The following is a 24377-nucleotide window of genomic DNA, read 5'->3' as shown; positions in this document are numbered from 1 at the left end:
ACCTCTATACGATCTCTTTCAAGTATTGAACAGCCATATGCGACCTGCCCTGAATCGTTGGAAGGGCCAGCTTAAGCCGCGCTGAAATCATCTCCTCTTCCTCCACCATCTCGTGGAAACCGTTGATCAGCTTGCGCTTGTCGGCAATATCGTGAACACCCAACACCAGCTTCTCCTCGCCGAATAGATCTCTTGCAATGCCTTTGGACTTGACGCTGTAGCCCAGCACCATTGTCGGTACTTGGTTGGAGTAAGCCGCAATCGTGGCATGTGTTCGCGCGCCGATGAAAAATCGCATGCGAGCTATATAACCTTTGTATTCCGTCGCCGTCAGATGGTCCGGCAGCAGGATGACCCTGCCGGTGCTTCTAAAGGATTTGTAGTAATGCTTCAAGATGTCATAATCATTGTTGCCTTCCACCATGACATGAGGCGTTAAGGCAATGGTCATGTCGGTCGTATCCAATATATGCTGGATCAACACCGCGATGGCGGTCCTGGACCCTTCATTGCGCTTCCATACAAGCGGACTGAAGTTAAGGCCAATCGTATTGCCTTCCTGCCACCCGTCAGGCAGCGGCAGTTCCTCCTTCTCCATGGTGAAGGCGGGGTCGGCTACGAGTTTCACTTGATTCAGACCTTTGTCGCGCAGCATATCGTAGCTGATTGTCTCGCGTGTCAGGATGAGATCGAACAGCTTCAAGTCACGGAGCTTTTGCTCGGACATATCCTCCTCTCCGATGGAGCACCCCCACAGCACCAACTTCTTTCCCTGCTGCTTGACTCTGCGGTCGATTTCGTACCAGCCTGGCTGTTCCCCGTAACAGTAATTGTCTCCTCCGATCGACAAGCATACGTCCATGTTTCTGATGTTGTTAATAATATTTGAATGAATTTTTCCAAGCGCATAGGATTCATCGTTGAACAGCTTCAACCGAAGAGAGGACTGCAGCCAATCATAAGAGAATCTTCCGATCGGTTTTGTTGAACCGTCGTAGATTCCGTCAAGCTTTGGAATGATTTTGTCCGTCTCCGGCATTCCCGATGCCAAGTATATTTTCGCTTCCTTCCAATGCTCCTTCAGCAGATGCGCCGAAGAACGAACGATTGCCTCGCAACCTCTATTCTGACTTCCGTCATGCGCGAACATCATAATATTCATGCGATTCTCCTCCGAACTTTGCGATTTCGATAACGGCTATAGCTTGTGGCGGCATACAAGCCCCACAGCGAACGCTTCTTCACACATGTCAACAGCAGCCTTTGATATCGGTCTGCCTTCTCGCCGATATCCTCTTCGCATAGCGACAAGCATTGTATGACCGTCTCATGATGAATCATCCCTCTCACATAGCTTAGCCGCTGGCTCCATGTCAGTGGGCAGGATGGGTCCATGTATATATGTACATTCGCCATTACGCTGTTGATCAGCTTGACGGCTCTCAACCGATTTATGCTTGATTGATCCAGAATTTCCTCATAGATGGGCGGCAGCTCGCACCGGAACACCTCCAACGCTCGAAGGAAGTAGTCCTTCCGCCCCGCCTGCCGCGTGGCGCTTCCCGGAATCTCCCGGTAATTATAGCCGTAATAATCGATGTATATCATAGAGGAGGCGGCACTGAAGGCGTTCATATTGAACGCGCCGTCTTCTCCAAGAGCGACCCCTTGCGGGAAGCGTACTTCATGCCGATGAATGAATTCCCTTCTGTACAATTTATTGCAGGCGGAATTGAGCTCATCCGACTTCAGGAACAAGGGCAGCACCCGTGCCCGGATGTAGTCCGCCTGCAATAAAATGTGCTTAGGGAACGGAAAAGAAGTGATAGAGAAGGTGCCTTCCAGCTCAATCTTCATATTGGCTACCACGATATCGCAATCCGCCGTCACTGCCGATTCATATAACCGGGCGAAGTAATCCGGCTCCACGTAGTCGTCGGCATCCACAAAGCCGATATATGCTCCGCGAGCCTTGGACATTCCTGAATTGCGCGCCGCACTGACACCGCCGTTGGTCCGATTAATCAGCCTGATCCGGCTATCCTTCTCCATATAGCCTCTTATGATTGCTTCGCTGCCGTCGCTGGAGCCGTCATTGACAAAGATAAACTCGCTGTCTGTCAACGTCTGATCAAGCAGTGAACATATGCATGGGTCCAGATTTGGCTCCATATTATACACTGGAATGACAACACTTACTTTAATGGACAAGAGTCATCGCCGCCTTTCCTTCAAGCATATGATAGAGCTTCTCCAGCTCCACCTCATTATCGTAATTGAGCCCCTGGCAGTTCTTCGACAAATGGTCGCGCAGCTCCTCATGGCGGTATAGCTTCTGAATGCCGTCAGCTATCCCCTCGATTGTGTTATCCGTAACCCAACCATCGAAGCCGGACATCACTTGACTTTGCGCAGTGGGATAATCCGTAATCAGTACAGGCTTGCACAGAATCTGGGCTTCAATCACCGTCACCGCCTTGCCTTCGTAGCGGGAGGGCTGGACGTACAGATCGCAGGCCCGCATATACGGATAAGGATTGGATTGCTTGCCCAGCAGGATGAAGCTGTCCTCCAGTCCGTGCTCCTGGATCAACTCACGTATCATCCCTTCGTCTCCACCGTAACCGACCACGTACCAAGCAATCTCGTCATAACCTCGCTTCTTCAGCAGGCTTAGCGCTCTTACCGCATTATCGATGCCTTTCGCATGGGACAAGCGGCCTACAGTGAGGAGCTTGAAGCGATTGTCTTGCAGCATCGGGTTGTCGGTCTCGCCCTTCTGCTCATCGGCCAGCAGTCTGATCGTGTCGGGAGCAATCAGATTCTCCATCACCATCACCCGATCCTCCAATTCGCTGTATTGCTGCAAAAACGAGCTTCGGCAAGCTTCCGATACGGCTATGATATAATCGAATTTGCGCCACATGCGAAGATCGAGCTTGCGAAGCGCCGCGATTGTCGAATAATCCGTGTGAATCCAGGCAATCTTGATATCGGCCTCCACCTTCTCCGCCACAAAGTAATGAGGCCACAAGTAGCTGATTGCCGCCTTGTATCTCCCACTGTGCCGCGGCAGGAACGGGAGCGCGTAAGACCACATTAACTGCTGCTGAATGTAACCGGGCTCGGCAATCCGTCCAAGTCGTCCTGCCAATTCCGCATGCGCCTTGGACAATAATCGAGTCAATCCAATGCGCGAATGCCCTGAACGGAAGGTCTCTCCTATTGAGGTGCGGAAGGTTGCGTATTCCGGAACTTCGCCAAGCAGTCTTGCCCTGTCGGACAACAAGCTCATAAAATCGCCGCTATGCCGGTACAGCATAAGATCCACATCATATCTGTCATAATCAAGATGGTCCAGCAGGCCGGCCAGGCTTCGTTCGACGCCGCCCACTTCCATATCGTAAGAAGCAATCAATAATTGACCCATATCCTTACTCCTCGCTTTACGAAATTTCCGCTATGCGGCTTGCCGCTTCGCCTTTCGCCATGCCCACAGAATGGGTCGCAGCGGAAAGTACAGAAAGTGCAGCTTCTTCGGCAGCGGCAGCGTCTCGGCGTCCTCCGGGAACGGGAACAAGAAGCTGGTCATAAACTGTATTTTCTGTCTGGGGGTCATCAATGAGAACAAATATTTTTTATGATATTTCTGCACATCCTGCGGTACGGGAGGACTGTGCAGATTAACCATTCTCTCCATATAGAACATGGTATCTTCCGCCAGCCAGCCCGCTTTCCTCGTCAATAGCGGACGCATCTCCTCGCGAAGCGGCGAAGCGAGCAGCTTCGCTGTCAGGAACAGCGCCTGGCCGCCGATATCGCTGTATTGATGCTTGCGTAGCAGAGCAATCAGTCTCGGCCAGTTCAGCTTCTGATTCGCGAGCTTCTTAATATCGAGCAGCCAGCGTATTCTGGACCAGCCGTGTCTCGCTCCATGCGATATCAGGAACATGAACAGGTCTTCCCGGCCCAGATAATAGATCGGGCGGCTAATCAGCGAGCTCTGGCGCTTGCGCTCCCACTGCTCCTGGAAGCTGGGCTCCTTGGAAGGCGAAGGATTCCATCTCCAGTGTACTTCCACTTTGATCTTCTTGTCGGGATGATGGAATGTGATGTGATGGTGCCTCCACTTCCAGTCATTCAGAATGGTCGTAATATAGTCGTCCTTCCGGTACCCCATTCCCTCCAATAGCGCCTCCGCCTCGGCCAGCTTCTGTATCGGTATCAACAGATCCAGATCACAAGAGGTACGCAGCGAGACATCCCCGTACAGATCCGCGGCGATGACCGGCCCTTTCAGGAACAGCAGTTCGATATCGTGCTCGGAGAACACCCCGGCAAGCTGCTCCATCTCCCCGCTTAATGCCAGCATTTGCAGCGTATTTCTGTAGTAATCGCGCTGGAACAGACTGGTGACGAAGGACGGAATCGGCGCGCCGTCCATCTCGCTGAGCATACGGCTGATGCTGGGGAATACGCGGTGATGGCGGGCCAGCTGGATGAAGTGAGGCCAGTCCACGTCCTGCAGCAGTTCCCAATATTCGAACGTATAGTCATTGGGGTGATTCACTTCCAGAAGCGCCAGCAGAAGGCGCATTTCCTGCGAGAACTCTTTCGTATGGAAGCCAACGTCATTAATCATGAGTATCTCCTTCTTGCAGTGCGAATTAGCAATAAAGAACAATTCGTACATTTTTGTTCTATTTAAAGAACACTCTTCTAGAGTATCATCCTCTATCTGTTCTGTCAATTGCCTTTCCTATGATAGAATAAAGTTTGTTGGTTCGTACTTCCAGTAATGAAAGGAGCTTTATGATGAGCGATATCGTCATCTTCGGAGCAGGCGGCCATGCGAAAGCGGTCATCGATACGATTGAACAACAAGGCCGTTACCGCATTATCGGACTGCTCGATGCTAATCAGCCGACAGGCAAGCGCGTATACGGCTACGAGATTCTGGGGGACGACTCATGGTTGTTCGTCCATGAGCATTCCGTTCATGGCGCCGTCATTGCCATCGGCGACAATTGGACCAGAGCTGCCATCGCTACTCGTCTGGAAGCCGATGTGCCGCAGCTGGCCTTCCCTACAATCGTTCATCCAGCAGCCCATGTCGCCAGAGGGGCTTCGGTGGGTGCGGGATCGGTCGTGATGGCGGGAGCTGTCATCGGCAGCGATGCGTCGTTAGGCCAACATTGTATTATGTATCCCGGCTCGATCATCGAGCATGATGGCATTATGGAGGACTACGCCAGCTTCGCTCCCCGTGCCGCAGCGGGAGGCAACGTGAAGATCGGCTCTCATTCCGCCATTGGCATTGGCGCTACCGTTATTCATGGCATCGCAATCGGCGGACACTGCGTCATAGGCGCGGGAGCGACCGTGGTGAAGCCGGTATCGGACCAGACCGTCGCATACGGTACGCCGGCTCGAATCGTGCGCACGAGAGAGAGAGGCGAACGCTACTTGTAATCACAGCGCCGACTTGTGCCGACCAAGCATAGACCGGCGCTTCGCATCGTCAATTGCATAGTGGATCGTGGCGATGACACGATTCTGTTCATTATCCGTCATGGCGGAGCCCGATGGCAGGCATAACCCTGTTCGGAACAGTTCCTCGCACACAGATATACTGTCCGGCGTATGGGAATAGAAGGATGCATCCTGGAACAAAGGCTGCCTATGCAGCGGCTTCCATAGTGGACGTGCTTCAATATTCTCACTCGCCAGCGCTTGCACCAGATCGGCGGCAGTGACTCCGGCGACAGCTTCGTCTACCGTGATCGCCGTCAGCCAGCGGTTGGAGAATGTGCCGGGAAGCTCCGGCATGAACGTAATGCTTTCATGGCAGGACAGCGCTTCCCGATAACGCTCGAATATGCGGCGGCGAGCGGCTACTCGCTCATCCAGCGCTTGCAGCTGCCCTCTGCCAATGCCGGCCAGTACGTTGCTCATCCGGTAGTTATAGCCTAGCCGGCTGTGCTGGTAATGAATCGCGACGTCACGAGCTTGTGTGGACAGGAATCTGGCCCGCTCAAGCGCGGATGTATCATTGGAGACAAGCATCCCTCCGCCGGATGTCGTAATGATCTTATTGCCGTTGAAGGAATAGATGCCGAATTCTCCCATTGTGCCGCTCTGCCGCCCACGATAAGTGGAGCCTAGCGATTCCGCGGCATCTTCAATCACAGGCACGTTATACTTGCCGCATAATGCCATCACTTCCGACATTCTTGTCAATCCCCCGTACAAGTGAACGACGAGTAGAGCCCGCGGCAGCTTTCCTCTATGCGCGGCATCCTCAAGAGCGCGCTCCAGCGCGGCAGGCGACATATTCCAGCTGTCGGGCTCAGAATCGATGAATACCGGCTCCGCTCCCAGATAGCGAATCGGATTCGCGCTTGCCACGAAGGTGAAGCTGGAGCAGAATACCGTATCTCCCGCTGACACGCCTGCAAGCTGAAGAGCGAGATGAATGGCCGCCGTTCCGGAGCTGACAGCTGCTGCTCCGGCGATACCAACCTTGTCAGCCATCTCCTGCTCGAATGCGTCCAGATTAGGACCGAGCGGCGCTATCCAGTTCGTCATGAACGCTTCTTCAATATACCGTTTCTCCTTGCCGCTCATATGCGGGGGAGACAAATAAATGCGCGGTTGTTCCTTCGTCATCAGCTTCACTTCGACTTCATCCTTCCTGATTATGAGTTGTACCTTCAAACATAGGCATCGTGGCGTGATTCCCATTATTGATGCCGTCTGACTTGATGACCTTCTTAATGGTCAGCAGTATAATCTTCATATCCAGCCAGATGCTCTGATTATCCACATACCATAGATCTCGGGAGAACCGTTCATCCCAAGTGACGTCATTGCGACCGTTCACCTGCGCCCAGCCTGTTATGCCGGGTCTGACATGATGGCGCCGCGCCTGCTCCTCCGTGTATAGCGACATATAATCCATAAGCAGCGGTCGGGGGCCGACAAGGCTCAATTCTCCCCGTATTACGTTCAATAGCTGGGGCAGCTCATCCAGACTGTACTTGCGCAGCCAACAGCCGAACGGCGTAAGCCTCAGATGGTCCGGCAGCAGATTCCCATAGGAATCCTTCCCCTCATTCATCGTACGGAATTTGTAGAGGTGGAACGGACGTCCATGAAGTCCCGGCCTGCGCTGCTTGAACAGAACGGGCGAGCCTAGCTTCACCCGCACGAGCAGCGCCACCATTAGCATGACGGCCGATAAGACTATTAATGATAACGAAGCAACAACAATATCGATCAATCGTTTTATCATATCTGGTTCTCCTATCGTCCATTCGAAGACAGCATTTGTCTCATCTTCGCAATCATATCAGGACCGATCACTTTACTCGCGGCCCGCTTCATACCGCTTCTCAGCCGCACATGGGCGGGTAACCATGATTGGGCGAAGTGATGAATCGTGACGCTGTCTTCGCTAAGGTAGTTGGCCCCGTTAATATAGTCATAAGGACTGAAGTAGGTTCGCGGATAGAACACGACGCCATTGCGAAGCGCCTGATACTTCCCGTCCAGCACAAGTCCGTCTCGCTTCGACAATTCCGAGATAACGGCTGTGTTCGTGGTCATATCATATGTCCCGTCGGCTTGCAGGAACGAACGCGCAGCATAATTGTCCTTCAGCGCAGCAATCCAGGGGTGGCCGACAACAGCCCCCATCGTGCCCGACTGCAGGTACCGCTCATCCTCGAACCCGGAGAAGGCTTCATGATGCAGGAAGTCATCCAGCGATCCCAATACCTCTACATCCGTATCCAGGTAGATGCCTCCATGCTCCATTAAGGCATGGAGCCGGACATAATCGCTCACGAAAGCGAATTTCCGAGCCTCATACGCCTCCTTCACATAGCGTACCGATCCGATGTCGAAGTTGTCCTCATTCCACTCTATGAATCGGTACCCGCTCAAGTGCTTCTTCCAGCTCCTCATGCATTTTTGAATCAGCTTCGGCTTCTCCCCGCGCCCGAACCAGCAGTAATGGACGATACGCGGAATATTCGCTTCTGTCTTCATAACACTCTCCCTCGCCTTCTTAGAAAGGCCATATCATATAATCGCTTCGATAATTAATTCCCAGTACCATCACATTCTCGTAGAAGAAGTATATAAAGTACAAGCAGATGATGAGGAAATAGACCAGCCGCTGATCCTTGTCGCGGAACAGCTTGACAATCCACCCCATAAGCACTAACTGATAGAGCGTAAAGTAGATGACCAATCTGGCGAATATCCAGTTCTGCGTCGCGACAATCATGAGCACGACCCCGATGATCGACATATTGACGAACACATCGCCTCCCGGGAACAGTCTTCTCAGCTTTTCCCTGCCCATATAAGCGATAAATAAAGGAACCGTATTGACGATAACCCGGATGAAGTTGGCGCCGCCCTCCTGAAAGCTCGCGTAATGGCCGTACTGCGTATCCTGAATCGCCTTGAACAGCATTTCAGAGAAGTAGTTATAGCCGAGAACGATGGCAATTGCCCCTGCCAGCAACAGAGTCGTCAGCTTCGTCCATGCCTTCAGACGGACGATAAAATACAGCGGCGCCAATATTAATGCGCTCTGATGAAATATAGAGGCTAACAGCACAAGCAGCATGTAGGGCTTCCAACGCCCTTCAAGCAGGAATTTTGTACCGGCAAACAGAATCGCGGCAGCCAAATATTGGCGCAAACCGTTCATGGATACGATGAAAGCACCCGATGTGATATAGAGATACAAACTGAGCTCCAATAACCGGGAATATTGATACATGACAGCCACAATAAGAATATTGGTGATGAGCGCTGTCGTCATGATAAGCAATTGCGGATCATCCGTTATTTGTTGCAACAGCAATTGCAAAATATTGAAGCCCTTATCCTTCTCTCTCCATATAAATGCCCAGTCGTAATCGGTAATCTTATAAGCATGCATATAAAAAAAGGTGTCGCCGATGTTGTTGCGCAAGCCGGATACTAGGACGAGGCTAACGGCAGCCGCTGCGGCAAGTATCTTGTTCGGGCGAATGGAGATAGGCGATATCGTGGAGGGAACGGCGAAGTATCGTGAGAAAAAAGCGAAATAAAAGACGACAGGCAAACTAGCCCACAGAATAATCATTACTCATTCCCCTTGCCGCCGAAGCGCCTTTCGTTTTGAAGCGAATATACATATGCAGCAGCAAGCCAGGCAATAGGGCCAGCATAGTGATCCGCTTATTCGGAGATTCCCGAAGCCACTGCCTGTTGTTCATCATGAGGCTGCTTGAGATATAATGTACGGCATGCCTGAATTTGAAGGCGAACCCGCCTAACGGATGCTTCATCATCGCTTTGCGGTAGAACGCAAATCCCTTCGGATTGCGGACATACTGCATGAACATATTTCTAGAGGAACCATCCGGTAAATAATCGACATAGCACAGCACATCGTTCATCAGCAGCAGCTCGTATTGTTCATCAAGCTTGCCGTATTTGTAGTCAAGCCCGACATATCTCTCCCCCGGAAAGAGGGGATACGGATGTTCTTTCGTGAGCGCCGTCCTGTACACCAGCTTCTTGTCGCCCTTCATCCCATGTTGTTGATAGAGATGGAATAATGTGCTGCTCTTAAGCTGTTCCGGGAATGGAGTGCCGATTACTTCTCCGTTAGGATGTGCATCCAGCGCGGCGATGCCGCTGTACTTGTCGCTGCCATGACGACTCCAGAAATCCAGAATTTTCTCAATCGCATTATCCGGCATATAATCGTCAGAGTCGATACATACATTCAGCTCGGTATGAATATGCGAGTAGGCGGTATTATGAGCGCCGTGCATCCCCTGATTCTCTTGCCATATGTATCGGATCTGCACCACTCCCTCTTCTATCCAGCCGTTCACCAGCTCGCCCGTATGATCCGTGGAGCCGTCATCGACGATCAGCCATTGAAATTGATCGCAGCTTTGACGCTTCAGACTCTCGTATAGATGGTGAAGACAGTATGCTCTGTTATAAGTGGGCGTAAACACGGTTATCCGATTCATGATTCACCTCACACTGCTTTCTGTAATATTGCTGCAGCCATGCTGCAGTCTCGCGAATATCATAGCCGCATCTATACAGCTCGGCTTGCGTATCCATCCTGCGTTCACGTCCGGATACAGACTGGATCGCTTCTTCGTATTCCCGCAAGCTCCCGTTGGCATGGAACGTCACAAGCCCCATTCCCAGATCAACCTCTCGCGTAATGGTATCGGATACGATACAGGGCAGCCCGGCCGCTTGCGCTTCGATGAGCGTCACGGGCAAGCCCTCATGCCGGGAAGGAAAGACGAAGGCATCGAATGCTTGCATAAGACGTTCAATATCCGATCGCACTCCGAGAAATTTCACATTCTCCGACATGTCAAGCGATCTCGCCTTTTCCTCCATAGCCAGGCGCAACGGTCCTTCTCCCGCCAACAGCAGGCAGCTGTTCACATTGCGACGCAGCCAGCTTCGAAAAATGTCCAACAACAACGCATGATTCTTCTGTTCATTGAACCGCCCTACATGGCCAAGTACAATAGTTCCTTCGGCAATGCCAAGCTCCTTCCGCACTTCATGTCTGACAAGTGGGCGATAAGCGAACATATCGCTCATTATGCCGTTCTTCAACAGCTGAACCTCTCTCCGCTTCCAGGGGAACAGCCACTTCCCCGCTTCCTCCGAGCAGGCGAACCGGTGCGTGGCGGCGAAGCCGATATACAGACTGGCATATCGCTTGTAGAGCTTCGCCGCCAGACTTCCCTCGCTTCTTGTATTGTGACTATGTGCGATACGGACGGGCACGCCCGCCTGCTTGGCGGCATAGAGCACAAGACCGCTCATTCGGTCCATATGCGAATGGACGACCTGATATTGATAGCCGTACTCTGTGAAAAATTGCTTCAGCGCTGCCCTGTATGCATACGGCCCGATTTTGTCAATATAAGGAATGCGATGGATCACTCCGCCGAGCGATCTGATTTCATCGTCGTAGCACCCTTCACGGCAAGTGAGGAAATGGAACTGCACCTTGCTTCTGTCGATATGCCGATACAGATTCATTAGCAGTGTCTCCGCTCCGCCGCGATTCATGTTCACCGCCGCCTGCAATACCGTTATCACGCTTCCCACTGCAGTCCCTTCACCTCTTCTCCGGATGCCTCAATGATTTCATCGTATTTCAATCGCAATTCTTCTTGTACGCAGTGGGAAGAGTAGCTCTCCACTCGCTGCTTGCTATTCTCTCCCATCTCCAATCGGATGGATGGGAAAGCGTGCAGCATGCCAAGCCGCTGCGCCATCGCACTTGCATCTGTTGGACTAACGAGGAAGCCGTTCCCCCCTTCCTCCACGAGTTCTTCATGTCCGCGATTGCGCGTCGCTACGATAGGCAGGCCGCATGCCATCGCCTCCATAATATTGACCGGCAAGCCTTCTCTCAAGCTGGAGGAGACGGCCGCATCGCACATCGGCAGCAGCTGATCCAGATCATCCCGATAGCCCAGGAAGCTGACCATGTGCGAGACGCCCAGTTCCTGCGCGAGCAAGCGGCAGCGGCTCAGCAGCGGTCCCCGGCCGGCCAGCAGCAGCCGGGTCATGGGAGCCTTCTCCTTCAGCCGTGCGAGCGAATGAAGCAGCAGCTCATGATTTTTGTTGCGATTGAATTCCGCTGCATAGACCAGCAGGAAGTGCTCGGGACGATAATGGAATCTGGCTCTTCTCCGACGCTTCTCTTCGTCGTTAATGGGACTGAATCGTCCCGTATGAACGCCCACGCCATGCACATGTGCGATTTGTCCTGCCCGGAAGCCGCGGTCTACCGCCAAGCGGTAATCCTCGCTGTTGATCGTAATCAGGCAGTCCGTCAGCTTCGCCAGCTGCTTCTCAATGGGATAGTAGATGAGCCAGTTGGGTAGCGGCGCTCCCTTGAAGAAGTGGAAGCCGTGCGCCGTATAGACGACCTTGGTTCCTCTCATCCGCGCATGCCTCGCAGCCAGCCTTGCCAGCACCCCGCCCATCGGCGTATGACAGTGAATCAGCTGATAATTCTCGCTGTCGATCCATGCCTTGAGCATCCGGTAAGCGCGAATGTTGTTCAGCTGGAACGGAGAGCGCTGAATGGGGAAATCCCGCTTCTGATGAACGAAGGGAAGCTCAAGCTCGCCATGCGCCGCCACATGCACTTCCCAGCCCCGCTTGCTGAACCATTCCATCGTCGGCAGGTGGAACAGCTTGAAATGATAATCGACGGTAGCGCAGAACAGCACTTTGTTCTTGTTCTCCATAGGCTCTTCGCCCCTATCTGGGCGCTCCCTCCCTCTCCAGCACTTGCTGCATGTAGTCCAGCAGCTCATAGCGAAGTTCATCCCGCTGCAGTGCGAATTGGATCGTCGTCTGGATAAAGCCCATTACCTCGCCGACATCATATCGCACACCGTCGAATTCGTATGCGAACACGGCTCTTGACCGATTCAGTGCGGCAATGGCGTCCGTCAGCTGAATTTCACCGCCGGAACCGGGAGCCTGCTCGCCCAGTATGTCGAATATCTCCGGCGTCAATATGTAGCGGCCCATTATGGCCATATTGGAAGGCGCGTCCTCTTGCCTCGGCTTTTCTACCAGATCGTTGACGCGATGGAATGAAGGCTCCATCATCTTTCCGTCGACGATGCCATAACGGGATACATCCTGCTCCGCCACCCGCTGTACACCAATAACGGATGACCCGTACTGCTCATATTTCTCGATCATTTGCTGCAGGCAAGGTTTCTCTGCGGCAATAATGTCGTCACCGAGCAAGACGGCGAACGGCTCGTCGCCAATGAATTTCCTGGCGCACCATATCGCATGACCGAGTCCTTTCGGCTCCTTCTGCCGAATATAGTGAATATCCACCATATCCGAAGATTTACGAACCTCTTCCAACAGGTCGAATTTCCCCTTTGCTGACAGAATCTGCTCCAGCTCCTGCGAATTGTCGAAGTGATCCTCAATCGCTCTCTTGCCTTTGCCCGTCACGATAATAATGTCTTCAATGCCCGATTGGATGGCCTCTTCCACAATGTATTGAATGGTCGGCTTGTCGACGATCGGCAGCATCTCCTTCGGCATCGCCTTCGTCGCCGGAAGGAACCGGGTACCTAATCCCGCCGCCGGAATAATCGCTTTTCTGACCTTCATCTCTCATCTGCTCCTTTGTCTTTAACCCGATATCGTCGCCAGCTTTGGCTTGGCTGTGACATGATTGGCTATTTTCAGCAGCGATATACGCAGCTCCGTCTGTTCCATGCGGCCGTACTCTCGCATAATGCCCTCAATGTCTTCCATATGGATTTCTGATGCTTTGCCAATATAGATCTTGGGGTACACTTGCTTCTCCATCATTTCGTTGTCCTTCAGCATCTCCTCGTACAGCTTCTCGCCGGGCCGTATGCCGGTATACTCGATGCCGATATCTTCAACGGCGAAGCCGGACATGCGAATCATATTCTGCGCCAGCTCCGTAATGTTGACGGGCTCGCCCATGTCCAACACGAATATCTCGCCGCCTCTTGCGAGCGCTCCGGCCTGAATGACCAGTCTGGAAGCTTCGGGAATCGTCATGAAGTAACGCACCATATCCGGGTGCGTCACCGTAACCGGCCCCCCTCTGGCAATCTGCTTTTGGAACAGCGGAATGACGCTGCCGCGGCTGCCCAGCACATTGCCGAAGCGTACAGCAACGAATTTCGTTTGGCTCACGCCGTCCATATGCTGAATGATCATTTCCGCCAGCCGTTTCGTTGCGCCCATGACACTCGTCGGATTGACTGCCTTGTCGGTGGAGATCATGACGAAGGTGGATACACCGCTGGCGCTTGCCGCTCTCGCCGCATTATAAGTGCCAATGAGATTGTTTTTGACCGCTTCCTCCGGATTCCGCTCCATCAGCGGCACATGCTTGTGGGCCGCGGCATGGTAGACGACATGAGGCTTATGCTTGCGCATGACGGCGTTCATTTTGTCCGCATCCTGCAAGTCGGCGATTTCAGTATAGAACTTGACGCCGGAGTCCTTGTACATCTCCTTCAATTCCATCTCTATCGCATAGATGCTGTTCTCCCCGTGCCCCAATACCACCAGCTTCTCAGGAAGGAACCGTGCTATCTGCCTGCATACCTCCGATCCGATCGAACCGCCTGCCCCGGTAACCAGCACTACCTTGCGCGTCACATACTCGGAGATACTCTCGATGTCGAGCTCCACCGGCTCCCGGCCGAGCAGGTCCTCCACCTGCACATCACGGAACTGGGTAACGGCTATCCGTCCGGTCGCCAGATCCTCCAGCTTCGGAATAATCTGCGTCTTCGCGTTCGTCTTGGCGCATTCCGTATAAATGTTGTACAGTTGCTTCTTACTCAGAGACGGAATGGCAATGACGATGTTATCCACCTTGTACTGCGATGCCTTGGCTACAATCTGTGATACCGTCCCCGCTACCGGCACACCCATAATATCCAGTTCTTGCTTATAAGCGTCGTCATCGACGAATGCGACGGGATACAGCTCCGTGTCAGAGTTGTTCAGCAGCTGCCGTACCAGCATGGTACCTGCCGATCCGGCTCCGACGATCAGCGTCCGCTTGCGCTTGCCGCTCTGCCGACTGAAGCTTCCCCGTACCACGCGCCAGACGAGTCTGGAACCGCCGATAAGCATCATATGCATCATACCGATGACCGTCAGCAGACGAACATGCATATCCCCGAAAGCGATCCACTGCAGGAGAGCCGTCCCGCCGATCGTCAGCGCAGCCGCTTTGGCAATCATGACGAGCTCACCGATACTGGCATACTCCCAGGCTTTCTTGTACAGCTTGTAGAATAGAAAGAAGATATGGTGCAGAACGAACAAGGATAATGCGAGCAGCATAATAGAGGAAGGAGCTGCCGACTCCCCCAGCAACCAAACGCTGCCGCCTACTGCCGCAGCTACAATGACGGAATCCAGTATGATCAACAACCAGAATCTGCGACGATAAGTCATATCAATCTCATCCTTTCGATACGCATTAACGACGGGACTTTTAGCGGTCTTTTTTGTTCAGTATTACCCCCACGATGTTCGCTCCCGCGAACGTGAGAGATTGCTTCGCCTGCAGCGCCATACTATGAGTCGACTTGCCGCACTGCAGAAGCAGCACAATCCCATCGCATTGCTTCACCAGCATATTCGTATCCGGTCCTGACAGGACGGGAGGACAATCTAGCACGATGCGATCATACTTCTCGGCAGCCTCAGCAATAAGCACTTTCATCTCATCCGAATCCAGCAGCTCTGTTGAATGAGACTGTCTCTGTCCGCTCGTAAGCAGATGTAATCCCTGAATTTCCGTAGGCTGTACAGCATCCTCCAGACTGAGCTGTTTTGACAAAACGTTGGATAAACCAGGAGAGGTTTGCAGTTGGAACAGTGTATGTATCATAGAATTGCGGAAGTTTGCGTCCACTAGCAGCACCTTTTCTCCCCGGTTCGCCATACTGATGGCAAGATTGACCGCTGCGGTCGTTTTGCCGTCACCTTCACCCGGCGATGTCATCATGATTGATTTGATCGTCCTATTCTGGACAGAGTACTGAATGTTGTTCCTGATGGTGCGGAATTGCTCTGCGATCCGGCTCGAAGGCTGCAAGTAGGAATACAGGCTGCGATGAATAACGGCTTTTGCCACTTTTGCTCGTTCACGAACCAATGGTCTCACTCCTGTTCAACGCTTGTTTTGGTTGATTGCTTCCGGTAGAAGACGGTACTCTGCGCTTGATGACGGACACATGCCCCAGCATATTGAGCTCTAGGAGCCTCTCAATCTCTCGCTCCGACCTTATCGTATCGTCCAAGGATTCCAGTAGGAATATAAGCGTCAGGCTGAGCATGAGGCCAGCTGCGAATGCCACATAGACAATCGTGTTCGTCTTCACTGTAATCGATACAGGAATGGGCTCCGCTGGCGTCAATAGACGAATGTTGCTTACACCCAGCGTATCCGCTGCCACCTTGCGGAACACTTCCACCGTTGTATTGGCGATATCCGCAGCCCGATTGGGATCGGTATTCGTCGCGGTGATGACGGTAACGAGCGAATTGTCTACATTGGTTACTCTAATCTGAGAGCGCAGTTGACTGACGGACACATTCAGATCAAGCATGTCGACCACCTGAGAGAGTACGATTGGCTCGCGCACCATGACTCTTACCGTATTCATCATGTCGTTGCTTGCAGATATGATAACCCGCGTAGAGGAGGAGTAATATTGCGGCTCCGGCTTGGCATTATACAGATAACCGAGCGTTGTCAGGAGTCCGGTAAGCACGATAACGATCCATAAGCGCTTCATGATGATGCCGGCAATTTCTTTCACATTAATTTCTTTCTCCTTTATCATTCCAGCGCTACTGTCCAATCTTCTCATTTCCATTAAATACACCCGCTTGCCGTTTGTTATAGTGAACATTAATATCATAATAGTTCTTTATATAGAACATGTCAACATACTTTCACTATAATATTTCACAACATGTTAATGATCGATATGAAGAATGATAATGTTAGAAGACTTCTTCTTCCCCTTATGCACGGCGTCTGACGCCAAGTATTCTTCCTTCCATTTCGTCGATCTGACCAAATCCTTCAACGCCTGGAAATCGCCCTTGCTCATTCCCTCATCCACCGCATCGCGAATTAGCGTCTGCCACTCCTCATCCAGCACATGATCCACCCACACTTTAGGAGCAAGCTCTTGTCCGAGCAAGTATTCAATATGGGTATCCAGATGATAAGCGATTTTGGCAAGCACTTGAAGCGAAGGATTATTCTGTACATTTCGTTCAATGTAGCTTAAATAAGACTTTGACACTCCGGCAAGGTCGGCAAGCTTCGTTATGGAATAACCTTTCTTCTCCCTCAATGATTTAATCCGTTCCCCAATCATAGAATTCTCCTTCAATTAGATTCGATCTGCAGTGCATAGTCTCTATAACGTACAATAATTATATTGTAGTTCTTTAAAGAGAACAGGTCAATACTTTGCAATGCTTTACTTTGTCCAACCTTTCATCCGCGGTTGTTCTTTATAAAGAACTTTTCTTGGAAACAAAATGCCGATCCTTTTTTTCGTGCTATGAAAAAAGGGACTGTTCAAGGCGCCCCTCACCTTTGCACAGTCCCACTGCTCTAACTTATTAATGAAAGCAGACTTCTGAATTCCAGCTCTTCGAACTTGTTCAGCACACTTGCCCGATTATAATGCCAATTGCAAGTTTCCCAATCCGCCTGAAGCGGAGCGTCGCATTTGATCGTCGCCAACTCCCGGGAGAGATGAAGCATGTCCAGATCGGCTTCAATCTTGGTCCGCACCGACTTCGATACGGCATCCAGATTGGCCAACAGCGCTTCGATCGATCCATACTCCAGCAGTAGCTTGTGAGCCGTCTTCTCGCCGATTCCGCGCACGCCTGGATAATTGTCGCTCGCATCGCCCATCAGACCTTTCATATCAATTACTTGCTTAGGCGTTAACTGGCGTTCCTCCATTAGGCTGTGAGGCGTGTAGAGCATATAATTGCCGATCCCTTTCTTCATTATCGCTACCGATACGCCTTCATCGACCAATTGCAGCATGTCGTGGTCCCCGGTTACGATATACACATCCGCTTGTTCCTTGTACATGGCCGCCAGCGTGCCGATACAGTCATCTGCCTCGAACCCTTCTATGCCAATATTGGGCACGTCGAAGCTCGCAACGACTTCCTTGACCAGACTGAACTGGGGAATAAGATCCTCCGGCGCCTCTGGACGGTTCGCTTTGTAGCCATCATACTGTTCCGTGCGGAACGTCTTGCTGCCCATGTCCCAGCAGCAGATGACGTGAGTCGGATTGAACGTCTTGACTGCGTCCATGAAGTAGCGGACGAAGCCGTGAACGCCATTGACAGGAATTCCGCTGCTCGTTCTTCGGATCTGACCGGTGAACGATGTGGCGAAATAAGCCCTGAACAGAATAGCCATTCCATCAATAAGCAGCAGTCGTTGTTTTTCCATCTTTCGTTCTCCTCTCTATTGGTGCTTGCCCCAGCCTGTCATTCATCTTGTTAAGCTCACAATGAGCTGCTTTCGACTTATGAAGCGCCTATTAGCTCCTATCATCACCGCGTATAAAGCGTCCTATACGTCTGGCTGCCTCTTGTAATCTCGCTTCTTCCTCTACCAGCGCGATACGCACATAACCTTCGCCTTCGGAGCCGAATGCTTCTCCGGGAATAACGGCAACGCCGCAGCTACGTAGCATTTCCCGGGAAAAGGTTCTCGCCGACCAGTTGCTCCCGTTATCCCAATTCATCTGAGGCAGCTTCGCCCATATGAACATCGTTGCTTTCGGCTTATTGACGTTCCACCCCTCCGCTCGGAGCGCATTTATGAAGGCATCTCTTCGCCGCTCGTACATGGCGCTTACAGCAGCCCTTCCGTCTCCTGCCATTGCTTCCTTCAGCGCAGCGATGCCCGCTTCTTGAATAGGAGTGAACACGCCGTAGTCAATGTTGTCCTTCAACTCCCGTAACGCACTGACCGCTTCCTTATTGCCCACTAGAAATCCGATGCGGCACCCAGCCATATTGAAGCTCTTCGATAGAGAGTGGAATTCCACGACATGATGAAATGCGCCCGGCAGCTGCAGCATGCTGGGAGGTCTGCAGCCGTCAAAGGCGAGCTCGGAATAGGCCAAATCATGCACGACCAGCACATCATGCTTCTTCGCTTTATGAAGCAGCCTCTCGTAGAAGGACAAGTCAGCTACAGCAGACAGCGGATTGTTAGGATAATTGACGAGGATGAACTTCACCCCATCCCATACCGACGATGGGATGCCATCCAGATCAGGCAAGTAATGATTCTGCTCGAGAAGCGGCATCAGCTCCGCCTGCACGCCTGCCAGCGCCAGTGACGCTCCATAGATGGGATATCCCGGGTCCGGGAGCAGCGCCCTGTCGCCTGGATCGCATATCGCCATGGCCAGATGGGCAAGGCCGTCCTGCGAGCCCATTAAGGTGACCAGCTCGGAGACAGGGTCTGCCTGAACACCGAATCGATGATGCATCCAGGCGGCGGCCGCCTCCTTGAACGGCATGCCGCTTCCCACAGCCGGATACGCGTAGGAATCATCCCTTAGCACCGCTTCGCTGAGCACACTCCGTATCGAAGCCAGCGGCGGACGGTCCGGACTGCCGATACCGAGGTCAATCATATGAAGGCCATCTGCCATCGCTTCCCGCTTCCAGGACGCCACTTCGGCGAAGATCGATGAACCGAGCTGCGACAAGCGGCCCGAGCGCCAACGCCGGCCTCTTGCGTCATTATGCATGACCGCCCCAAGCCTCCTCGAATTGCTCGGGCTTGAAGCCGATGGTCACTCGTCTTCCGTCTGTTACGATGGGGCGCTTAATGAGCATCCCGTGCGTTGCCAGCAGCTCCCTCTTCTCCTCGTCGCTCATGCTCGCCAGCTTATCCTTCAGTCCCAGCTCCCGGTATACTTCCCCGGATGTATTGAAGAACTTCTTCATATCCTGTCCGCTGATCGCGATTAGCTGCATCAGCTCATCCGCCGTAGGAGTTTCTTCAACGATATGACGGGACTCTACTTCGTAACCTTTTCCTTTCAGCCACTTGACCGCATTACGACATGTGCTGCACTTCGGATACTCGATAATCGTCACTTTCTGGTTAGCTTCTGTCACTGCTGCTTCTGTCTCCTTCCGCCATTTCGGATAATATTCTCTCCAATGTAATGAATTCATCAGGAAGTGGCGCTTGCCATTCCATCCTTTGCTTCGTCATCGGATGGGTCAATCCCAGCCGTTCCGCATGAAGCGCTTGCCGACCGGCCGCCTCCTCCAGCAGTTGCACGGTTAACTTCTCTATGCTATACATTTTATCTCCGATTAACGGACAGCCGATGTGCCGCATATGCACGCGAATCTGATGCGTTCGCCCCGTCTCCAGCTTCAATCTGACGAGGGAAGCGGCATCGCCAGACCTCTCTCCCCATCTGTACGTCCGTACCGTCTCATAATGCGTAACGGAAGGATATCCGTCAGGAGTAACGATGCGATAATGGGGGCGATCGGGATCACGATCAATCGGGCCTTGCACAGTGCCGCTGGACGGTTCCGGAATAGAGTGGACGAAGGCCAGATACTGCTTGTCTACCGTTCCGGCTTGAAGCTGCTCCGACAGTTGCTGGTGCACATAGCTGGTCTTGGCAATCGCAACAAGTCCCGAGGTCTCCTCATCCAGACGATGAATCGGGCGGAATCTCACCTTCTCACCCGCCGTCTGCCAATGTCGGACGACCCCGTTAGCCAACGTTCCGGTATAGTGACCATGAGTCGGGTGAACGATCAAGCCGGCCGGCTTATTCACGATGAGCAGATACTCGTCTTCATAGACAATCCGGATCGGAATATCCTCCGGCAAGATATCATCCGACTCTTCCCGCAGCATCCTCAACTGGACCACATCTCCCGCCGATACGATAGCGGTCGTGTAGACGCGCCGTCCATTCAAGGTCAGACCATGCTCGGTAAGCTTGACCTGTGACAACAGCTTGCGCGATACACCAAGCCGCCTCTGCAGCAATGTACGAACCTGCTTTCCTTCGTCGTCCGATGTTGCGTAGACGGTTAATGGCTTGTAATACAGTTCACTCAGCTCATCTTCTTCTGCCTCGATGTCCGCTTCTCCTCCAACAGCCGGCTTAGTGACATTCTCTGAATCTTCCTTATCCGCCATCGTCATATTGTCCATTGTATCATGATTGCCTGATGACGGTTGGCAACATATAATGTCAGCGGCTCCGGCGTTACCAGCTCGGCGGTCACTAGTATGGCTCTTCTCCGTATCCTCGCTTGGCCTCATGGCTTCCTCACCTTCTCGGTAATCGCGCTCGTTCTGACTTCTATCTATTTATTCCTATTCTCTTCCTTGCTTCTACTCTTGCGGAATACTTCAGCGCTGCGCACATATTCTATATCCGGTACGTTTAGCTTCGCGTTAGCTACTCTGGCAGCCGCGAAGAAAAAATCCGAAAGTCTGTTCAAATAAATCACGACATGCTCATTGACATCATGTTTCCCAGACAGCGTTACAGCACGCCGCTCCGCTCGGCGGCATATCGTGCGGCATACATGAAGCTGTGAAGCGGCCAAGCTTCCGCCCGGCAATATAAAGCGGGTAATCTCCGGAGCTTCCGCAATATAACGGTCGATCCATTGCTCGATTCGTAAGCCTGGCTCCTCGTTCATCTTGAATGGCGTTCCTTGCTTCGCATACGCAAGATCGGAGCCGCAATCGAACAACTCCTGCTGGATCTCCATTAACATGCCTGCCAGTTCCTCCAGCTCCCGATGCTTCAAGGCTTCGGCTGCCGCGACGCCAACGAAGCTGTTCAGTTCATCAATCGTACCGTAAGTTTCCACCCTCACGTCGTCTTTGCGAACTCGACCGCCTATGAGCGACGTCTCCCCTTTATCGCCTGTTTTCGTATATAACCTCATACGCCAACACCCCTTTTCGATTACGTTATTCGTAGCCATTTCGACTCTCTAGCGTATGCCGCATACACTGGCAACACTCCAACCTCCAGCGCGCCTTCAAGCATACGGCGCAAACAAACGGCAGGCCAGCTCTGTGACTGACCTGCCCTTAATGGCCTGCTTATCCTTTTCTCAATGTGTCCACAAACCGGCCGATACGATCCAACGCCTCGGTCAGCTGGGATACGGAAGTCGCATAGGAGCAGCGCAGATGGCCTTCGCCTCCCCTGCCGAACACATCGCCCGGCACAGCTGCTACGCCCGCTTCCGCCAACAGTCTCTCGGCGAATTCCTCACTCTTCAAGCCCGTCGATGCAACAGACGGGAATGCGTAGAATGCGCCTTGCGGCTCATGGCACTCCAGTCCGATATCACGGAAGCCCTTCACGACCAGACGACGACGCTGATTGTAGGACTCCACCATACGATCCTTCTCCTGCAGCCCGTTCGTCAATGCTTCTAACGCCGCATATTGCGCCATAATAGGGGCGCACATGACCGTATACTGGTGAATCTTCAGCATCGTAGAGATCAGATCGGGATGCCCGCAAGCGTAACCCATACGCCAGCCTGTCATCGCGAACGCCTTCGAGAAGCCGCTTACGAGTATCGTCCGGTCCTTCATTCCCGGCATCGACGCGAAGCTTACATGCTTGGAGCCGTACGTAAGCTCCGCATAGATCTCGTCGGAGATTACGATAAGATCGTTGTCTTCGACTACCTTGGCGATCGGCAGCCAATCTTCGTATGTCATAATTCCGCCCGTCGGATTGCTGGGATAACAGAGAATAAGTACTTTGGAGCGAGGCGTAATCACAGCTTGCAGCGACTCCGCCTTCAGCTTGAACTGATCCTTTGCGAACGTCTCTATGCCGACCGGAACACCGCCTGTCAAGGACGTAATAGGCGAATAGGAAATATAACAAGGCTCCGGCACAAGAATCTCATCGCCCGGCGATATAAGTGCACGCAGCGCAAGATCGATCGCTTCGCTGCCGCCCACCGTTACCAATATTTCATTGGAAGGCTCATAAGCAACGTCGAAGCTGTCGCTTAAGTATTGTCCGATCGCCTCTCTCAGCTCCGGCATACCGGCATTGGATGTATATTGCGTCTTGCCGGATTCCAGCGAATAGACTGCCGCCTCCCGCACATGCCACGGGGTGACAAAGTCGGGTTCCCCTACCCCAAGCGTAATGACATCTTTACGGGAGCTGACCAAGTCGAAAAAGCGGCGAATGCCTGATGGCTTCAGCCCTTTCGCCAAAGGAGACAAGTAATCTTTCATCGAATCGCGCCTTGCAGTCTCTTGAGCTGCATGTAGTCCCTCGTTCACCATCATCAATGCCCCCTTATGGCGAAACCATCAAGCGATGGTCACCTTCATCCTCTTCGAAGATGATGCCGTCCTGTTTATATTTTTTCAATATAAAGAATGTTTTCGTCGAAAGCACCGCATCGATCGGCGACAGCTTGTCAGAGACGAAGTTGGCCACCTGCCGGAGGCTCTTGCCCTCGACTTCTACGAGCAGATCGTAAGCGCCGCTCATCAGATATACGGACTTCACTTCGGGATATAAATAAATGCGTTCAGCAATGCCTTCGAAACCGCGGCCGCGCTCAGGTGTAATCTGCACCTCGATCAGAGCGGTAACCTTGTCGTTGTCCACCTTGCTCCAGTTGACAACAGTGGCGTATTTCACGATGACATGATCCTGCTCCAGCGCGGCGATGGCATCCTTCACTTCCTCCTCCGTGACGTCAAGCATCGTCGCAATCAACTCCGGCGCCCGTCGGGCATCCTCCTTCAGCAGCTCAAGCACCTTCAACTGTAGTTCGCTCATCACAAAACTCCTTCCTGCAGCCATTTATAAGTGAAAATAAGTAATAAAGAATATTTTACAATGAAATGATGCTTCCTGCAAAAAGAAATTGTTCATGGCTTTGCAAATTGACATCCCATCGTCGCAAGCAAGCAAAGGGGCTGCGCCCAAGGTTTTATTACGGCCTTGGGCGCAGCCCTTGTCAAGCTACATATAATACGGTTGATTGTTCTGCTGCATATTTTGCGGTTGTGCACCGCCGTGCTGCATCGGCGTATACATCGTTTGAGATTGACCCGCTCCCGCCTTTTGCAGTTGATTCATCGTTTTTTGCTGCGATTGCCGGTATTGCGTCGCTTGCTTGTCTATCTCCTGACGAAGCGCCGGCGATGCCGTATTGTACATATTGCTTTGCTGCATCGCCTGGAACATCTGTCCTTGCGCCGCCAACGTATTGTTCATCAGCTTCGTGAACATTTGTCGAATATCCGGACAAGTGGATTCCGTTGCGGCCGTCGCATATTCCCTCACGACCCGTTTCAAATCGTTAAGTACAGCGGATGCCAGATCCTCTTCAGTCAATATGGATTGCAATTGCTGTTGGTGCATATGGTTCCCTCCATTTAGTAGCTATTCTTCCATTCATCCTTCTCTTATTGGGGCCCAGTAGGCGCGATCCCCTGATGATGCGTTAAGGCGTGCATCATCGAATCGTAGTGCTGCTGATGCATGTTGATCATGCTGGAGCAGCAGTTGCGAATTGCGGGATGTGTCGACACAGAGACGACTGCTGCGCATTGCTTCATAAGCAGATCTTCATTGGACATGGAATCCACAATGTACTCCAACTCTTTGGCTGTCATTGGCTGCATGGTTGCATCCTCCTTCTAGATTCTAATG

At 52.3% G+C, this 24377-nt stretch carries 26 protein-coding genes; 1 reads left to right on the top strand and 25 read right to left on the bottom strand.

Annotation, left to right across the window (positions count from 1 at the left end; genetic code table 11):
- Positions 1 to 4: 4 nt before the first annotated feature.
- Genes ACFQ2I_RS18790 through ACFQ2I_RS18775 form a run of 4 tightly spaced genes read right to left on the bottom strand, consistent with a single transcriptional unit; the run spans position 5 to position 4642 of the window.
- Positions 5 to 1162, bottom strand: coding sequence for a polysaccharide pyruvyl transferase family protein (locus tag ACFQ2I_RS18790; RefSeq protein ID WP_377566938.1), 1158 nt, complete (start codon positions 1160 to 1162; stop codon positions 5 to 7).
- Positions 1159 to 2211, bottom strand: a complete 1053-nt coding sequence (locus ACFQ2I_RS18785; protein ID WP_377566936.1) for a glycosyltransferase family 2 protein — start codon at positions 2209 to 2211, stop codon at positions 1159 to 1161. Before ACFQ2I_RS18785 ends, ACFQ2I_RS18790 begins: the two co-directional genes overlap by 4 nt.
- Positions 2201 to 3430 (bottom strand): glycosyltransferase, encoded by a 1230-nt coding sequence (locus ACFQ2I_RS18780; RefSeq protein ID WP_377566934.1) that lies wholly within the window; start codon positions 3428 to 3430, stop codon positions 2201 to 2203. Before ACFQ2I_RS18780 ends, ACFQ2I_RS18785 begins: the two co-directional genes overlap by 11 nt.
- A 30-nt stretch (positions 3431 to 3460) precedes the next feature.
- Positions 3461 to 4642, bottom strand: coding sequence for a nucleotidyltransferase domain-containing protein (locus ACFQ2I_RS18775; protein ID WP_377566932.1), 1182 nt, complete (start codon positions 4640 to 4642; stop codon positions 3461 to 3463).
- Between the two features lie 173 nt (positions 4643 to 4815).
- Here ACFQ2I_RS18775 and ACFQ2I_RS18770 point away from each other — a divergent pair, with 173 nt between their 5' ends.
- Complete coding sequence (locus ACFQ2I_RS18770; protein ID WP_377566930.1) at positions 4816 to 5472, top strand: acetyltransferase; 657 nt, start codon at positions 4816 to 4818, stop codon at positions 5470 to 5472.
- Here ACFQ2I_RS18770 and ACFQ2I_RS18765 read toward each other — a convergent pair whose 3' ends face one another.
- The 21 genes from ACFQ2I_RS18765 to ACFQ2I_RS18665 all read right to left on the bottom strand — a co-directional run bounded on the left by ACFQ2I_RS18765 (position 5473) and on the right by ACFQ2I_RS18665 (position 24349).
- A complete protein-coding gene (locus ACFQ2I_RS18765; RefSeq protein ID WP_377567002.1) occupies positions 5473 to 6669 on the bottom strand; it encodes a DegT/DnrJ/EryC1/StrS family aminotransferase in 1197 nt (398 codons plus the stop codon).
- 16 nt (positions 6670 to 6685) lie between these two features.
- Positions 6686 to 7291 carry a sugar transferase gene (locus ACFQ2I_RS18760; protein WP_377567000.1) on the bottom strand — a complete coding sequence of 202 codons (606 nt, stop codon included), beginning with the start codon at positions 7289 to 7291 and terminating at the stop codon, positions 6686 to 6688.
- 14 nt (positions 7292 to 7305) lie between these two features.
- Entirely contained in the window at positions 7306 to 8052 is a 747-nt protein-coding gene (locus ACFQ2I_RS18755; protein ID WP_377566928.1) for a glycosyltransferase family 32 protein, read from the bottom strand.
- A 19-nt stretch (positions 8053 to 8071) separates the two neighbouring features.
- Positions 8072 to 9145, bottom strand: coding sequence for an EpsG family protein (locus ACFQ2I_RS18750; protein WP_377566926.1), 1074 nt, complete (start codon positions 9143 to 9145; stop codon positions 8072 to 8074).
- A complete protein-coding gene (locus tag ACFQ2I_RS18745; protein ID WP_377566924.1) occupies positions 9126 to 10049 on the bottom strand; it encodes a glycosyltransferase family 2 protein in 924 nt (307 codons plus the stop codon). The genes ACFQ2I_RS18750 and ACFQ2I_RS18745 overlap by 20 nt, the downstream gene beginning before the upstream one ends.
- Positions 10015 to 11163 (bottom strand): glycosyltransferase family 1 protein, encoded by a 1149-nt coding sequence (locus tag ACFQ2I_RS18740; RefSeq protein ID WP_377566922.1) that lies wholly within the window; start codon positions 11161 to 11163, stop codon positions 10015 to 10017. The genes ACFQ2I_RS18745 and ACFQ2I_RS18740 overlap by 35 nt, the downstream gene beginning before the upstream one ends.
- A complete protein-coding gene (locus tag ACFQ2I_RS18735) occupies positions 11151 to 12317 on the bottom strand; it encodes a glycosyltransferase family 4 protein (RefSeq protein ID WP_377566920.1) in 1167 nt (388 codons plus the stop codon). The genes ACFQ2I_RS18740 and ACFQ2I_RS18735 overlap by 13 nt, the downstream gene beginning before the upstream one ends.
- 13 nt (positions 12318 to 12330) lie before the next feature.
- Entirely contained in the window at positions 12331 to 13212 is an 882-nt protein-coding gene (galU, locus tag ACFQ2I_RS18730; protein ID WP_377566918.1) for a UTP--glucose-1-phosphate uridylyltransferase GalU, read from the bottom strand.
- Positions 13213 to 13233: 21 nt separating this feature from the next.
- On the bottom strand, positions 13234 to 15054 hold the full coding sequence (locus ACFQ2I_RS18725) for a polysaccharide biosynthesis protein (RefSeq protein ID WP_377566916.1): 1821 nt from the start codon (positions 15052 to 15054) through the stop codon (positions 13234 to 13236).
- A gap of 40 nt (positions 15055 to 15094) precedes the next feature.
- Positions 15095 to 15760 (bottom strand): CpsD/CapB family tyrosine-protein kinase, encoded by a 666-nt coding sequence (locus tag ACFQ2I_RS18720; protein WP_377566914.1) that lies wholly within the window; start codon positions 15758 to 15760, stop codon positions 15095 to 15097.
- Positions 15750 to 16484 carry a YveK family protein gene (locus tag ACFQ2I_RS18715; protein WP_377566912.1) on the bottom strand — a complete coding sequence of 245 codons (735 nt, stop codon included), beginning with the start codon at positions 16482 to 16484 and terminating at the stop codon, positions 15750 to 15752. The genes ACFQ2I_RS18720 and ACFQ2I_RS18715 overlap by 11 nt, the downstream gene beginning before the upstream one ends.
- Positions 16485 to 16586: 102 nt before the next feature.
- On the bottom strand, positions 16587 to 16997 hold the full coding sequence (locus tag ACFQ2I_RS18710) for a helix-turn-helix domain-containing protein (protein WP_377566910.1): 411 nt from the start codon (positions 16995 to 16997) through the stop codon (positions 16587 to 16589).
- A gap of 242 nt (positions 16998 to 17239) precedes the next feature.
- On the bottom strand, positions 17240 to 18106 hold the full coding sequence (locus tag ACFQ2I_RS18705; protein ID WP_377566908.1) for a 5'-3' exonuclease: 867 nt from the start codon (positions 18104 to 18106) through the stop codon (positions 17240 to 17242).
- 91 nt (positions 18107 to 18197) lie between these two features.
- Complete coding sequence (locus ACFQ2I_RS18700; RefSeq protein WP_377566906.1) at positions 18198 to 19424, bottom strand: aminotransferase class I/II-fold pyridoxal phosphate-dependent enzyme; 1227 nt, start codon at positions 19422 to 19424, stop codon at positions 18198 to 18200.
- Positions 19417 to 19797: an arsenate reductase family protein gene (locus ACFQ2I_RS18695; RefSeq protein ID WP_377566904.1), complete on the bottom strand. Its 381-nt coding sequence runs from the start codon at positions 19795 to 19797 to the stop codon at positions 19417 to 19419. The genes ACFQ2I_RS18700 and ACFQ2I_RS18695 overlap by 8 nt, the downstream gene beginning before the upstream one ends.
- Complete coding sequence (locus ACFQ2I_RS18690) at positions 19784 to 20977, bottom strand: RluA family pseudouridine synthase (RefSeq protein ID WP_377566902.1); 1194 nt, start codon at positions 20975 to 20977, stop codon at positions 19784 to 19786. The genes ACFQ2I_RS18695 and ACFQ2I_RS18690 overlap by 14 nt, the downstream gene beginning before the upstream one ends.
- Positions 20978 to 21021: 44 nt before the next feature.
- Positions 21022 to 21615, bottom strand: coding sequence for a cob(I)yrinic acid a,c-diamide adenosyltransferase (locus ACFQ2I_RS18685; protein WP_377566900.1), 594 nt, complete (start codon positions 21613 to 21615; stop codon positions 21022 to 21024).
- Positions 21616 to 21775: 160 nt separating this feature from the next.
- Positions 21776 to 22993 (bottom strand): aminotransferase class I/II-fold pyridoxal phosphate-dependent enzyme, encoded by a 1218-nt coding sequence (locus tag ACFQ2I_RS18680; protein ID WP_377566998.1) that lies wholly within the window; start codon positions 22991 to 22993, stop codon positions 21776 to 21778.
- Between the two features lie 13 nt (positions 22994 to 23006).
- Entirely contained in the window at positions 23007 to 23498 is a 492-nt protein-coding gene (locus ACFQ2I_RS18675; protein ID WP_377566898.1) for an Lrp/AsnC family transcriptional regulator, read from the bottom strand.
- Between the two features lie 186 nt (positions 23499 to 23684).
- Positions 23685 to 24086, bottom strand: coding sequence for a spore coat protein (locus ACFQ2I_RS18670; protein ID WP_377566896.1), 402 nt, complete (start codon positions 24084 to 24086; stop codon positions 23685 to 23687).
- Positions 24087 to 24130: 44 nt separating this feature from the next.
- Positions 24131 to 24349 carry a hypothetical protein gene (locus tag ACFQ2I_RS18665; RefSeq protein ID WP_377566894.1) on the bottom strand — a complete coding sequence of 73 codons (219 nt, stop codon included), beginning with the start codon at positions 24347 to 24349 and terminating at the stop codon, positions 24131 to 24133.
- Positions 24350 to 24377: the final 28 nt, after the last annotated feature.

It is taken from the genome of Paenibacillus chungangensis (genome assembly GCF_042675905.1).
In the GTDB taxonomy this organism is placed as follows: domain Bacteria; phylum Bacillota; class Bacilli; order Paenibacillales; family Paenibacillaceae; genus Pristimantibacillus; species Pristimantibacillus chungangensis.
Note: the sequence above shows the minus strand (reverse complement) of the source record. Positions and strands in the feature narration are given on the sequence as shown.

Coding starts and splice junctions, on each gene's coding strand:
- ACFQ2I_RS18745 (WP_377566924.1), bottom strand. CDS start 10,049: ATGAATCGGATAACCGTGTTTACGCCCACTTATAACAGAGCATACTGT.
- ACFQ2I_RS18670 (WP_377566896.1), bottom strand. CDS start 24,086: ATGCACCAACAGCAATTGCAATCCATATTGACTGAAGAGGATCTGGCA.
- ACFQ2I_RS18735 (WP_377566920.1), bottom strand. CDS start 12,317: ATGGAGAACAAGAACAAAGTGCTGTTCTGCGCTACCGTCGATTATCAT.
- ACFQ2I_RS18725 (WP_377566916.1), bottom strand. CDS start 15,054: ATGACTTATCGTCGCAGATTCTGGTTGTTGATCATACTGGATTCCGTC.
- ACFQ2I_RS18700 (WP_377566906.1), bottom strand. CDS start 19,424: ATGCATAATGACGCAAGAGGCCGGCGTTGGCGCTCGGGCCGCTTGTCG.
- ACFQ2I_RS18680 (WP_377566998.1), bottom strand. CDS start 22,993: ATGGTGAACGAGGGACTACATGCAGCTCAAGAGACTGCAAGGCGCGAT.
- ACFQ2I_RS18765 (WP_377567002.1), bottom strand. CDS start 6,669: ATGACGAAGGAACAACCGCGCATTTATTTGTCTCCCCCGCATATGAGC.
- ACFQ2I_RS18790 (WP_377566938.1), bottom strand. CDS start 1,162: ATGAATATTATGATGTTCGCGCATGACGGAAGTCAGAATAGAGGTTGC.
- galU (WP_377566918.1), bottom strand. CDS start 13,212: ATGAAGGTCAGAAAAGCGATTATTCCGGCGGCGGGATTAGGTACCCGG.
- ACFQ2I_RS18715 (WP_377566912.1), bottom strand. CDS start 16,484: ATGGAAATGAGAAGATTGGACAGTAGCGCTGGAATGATAAAGGAGAAA.
- ACFQ2I_RS18675 (WP_377566898.1), bottom strand. CDS start 23,498: ATGAGCGAACTACAGTTGAAGGTGCTTGAGCTGCTGAAGGAGGATGCC.
- ACFQ2I_RS18755 (WP_377566928.1), bottom strand. CDS start 8,052: ATGAAGACAGAAGCGAATATTCCGCGTATCGTCCATTACTGCTGGTTC.
- ACFQ2I_RS18750 (WP_377566926.1), bottom strand. CDS start 9,145: ATGATTATTCTGTGGGCTAGTTTGCCTGTCGTCTTTTATTTCGCTTTT.
- ACFQ2I_RS18685 (WP_377566900.1), bottom strand. CDS start 21,615: ATGAGGTTATATACGAAAACAGGCGATAAAGGGGAGACGTCGCTCATA.
- ACFQ2I_RS18690 (WP_377566902.1), bottom strand. CDS start 20,977: ATGAGGCCAAGCGAGGATACGGAGAAGAGCCATACTAGTGACCGCCGA.
- ACFQ2I_RS18665 (WP_377566894.1), bottom strand. CDS start 24,349: ATGCAGCCAATGACAGCCAAAGAGTTGGAGTACATTGTGGATTCCATG.
- ACFQ2I_RS18775 (WP_377566932.1), bottom strand. CDS start 4,642: ATGATTAATGACGTTGGCTTCCATACGAAAGAGTTCTCGCAGGAAATG.
- ACFQ2I_RS18770 (WP_377566930.1), top strand. CDS start 4,816: ATGAGCGATATCGTCATCTTCGGAGCAGGCGGCCATGCGAAAGCGGTC.
- ACFQ2I_RS18780 (WP_377566934.1), bottom strand. CDS start 3,430: ATGGGTCAATTATTGATTGCTTCTTACGATATGGAAGTGGGCGGCGTC.
- ACFQ2I_RS18705 (WP_377566908.1), bottom strand. CDS start 18,106: ATGGAAAAACAACGACTGCTGCTTATTGATGGAATGGCTATTCTGTTC.
- ACFQ2I_RS18710 (WP_377566910.1), bottom strand. CDS start 16,997: ATGATTGGGGAACGGATTAAATCATTGAGGGAGAAGAAAGGTTATTCC.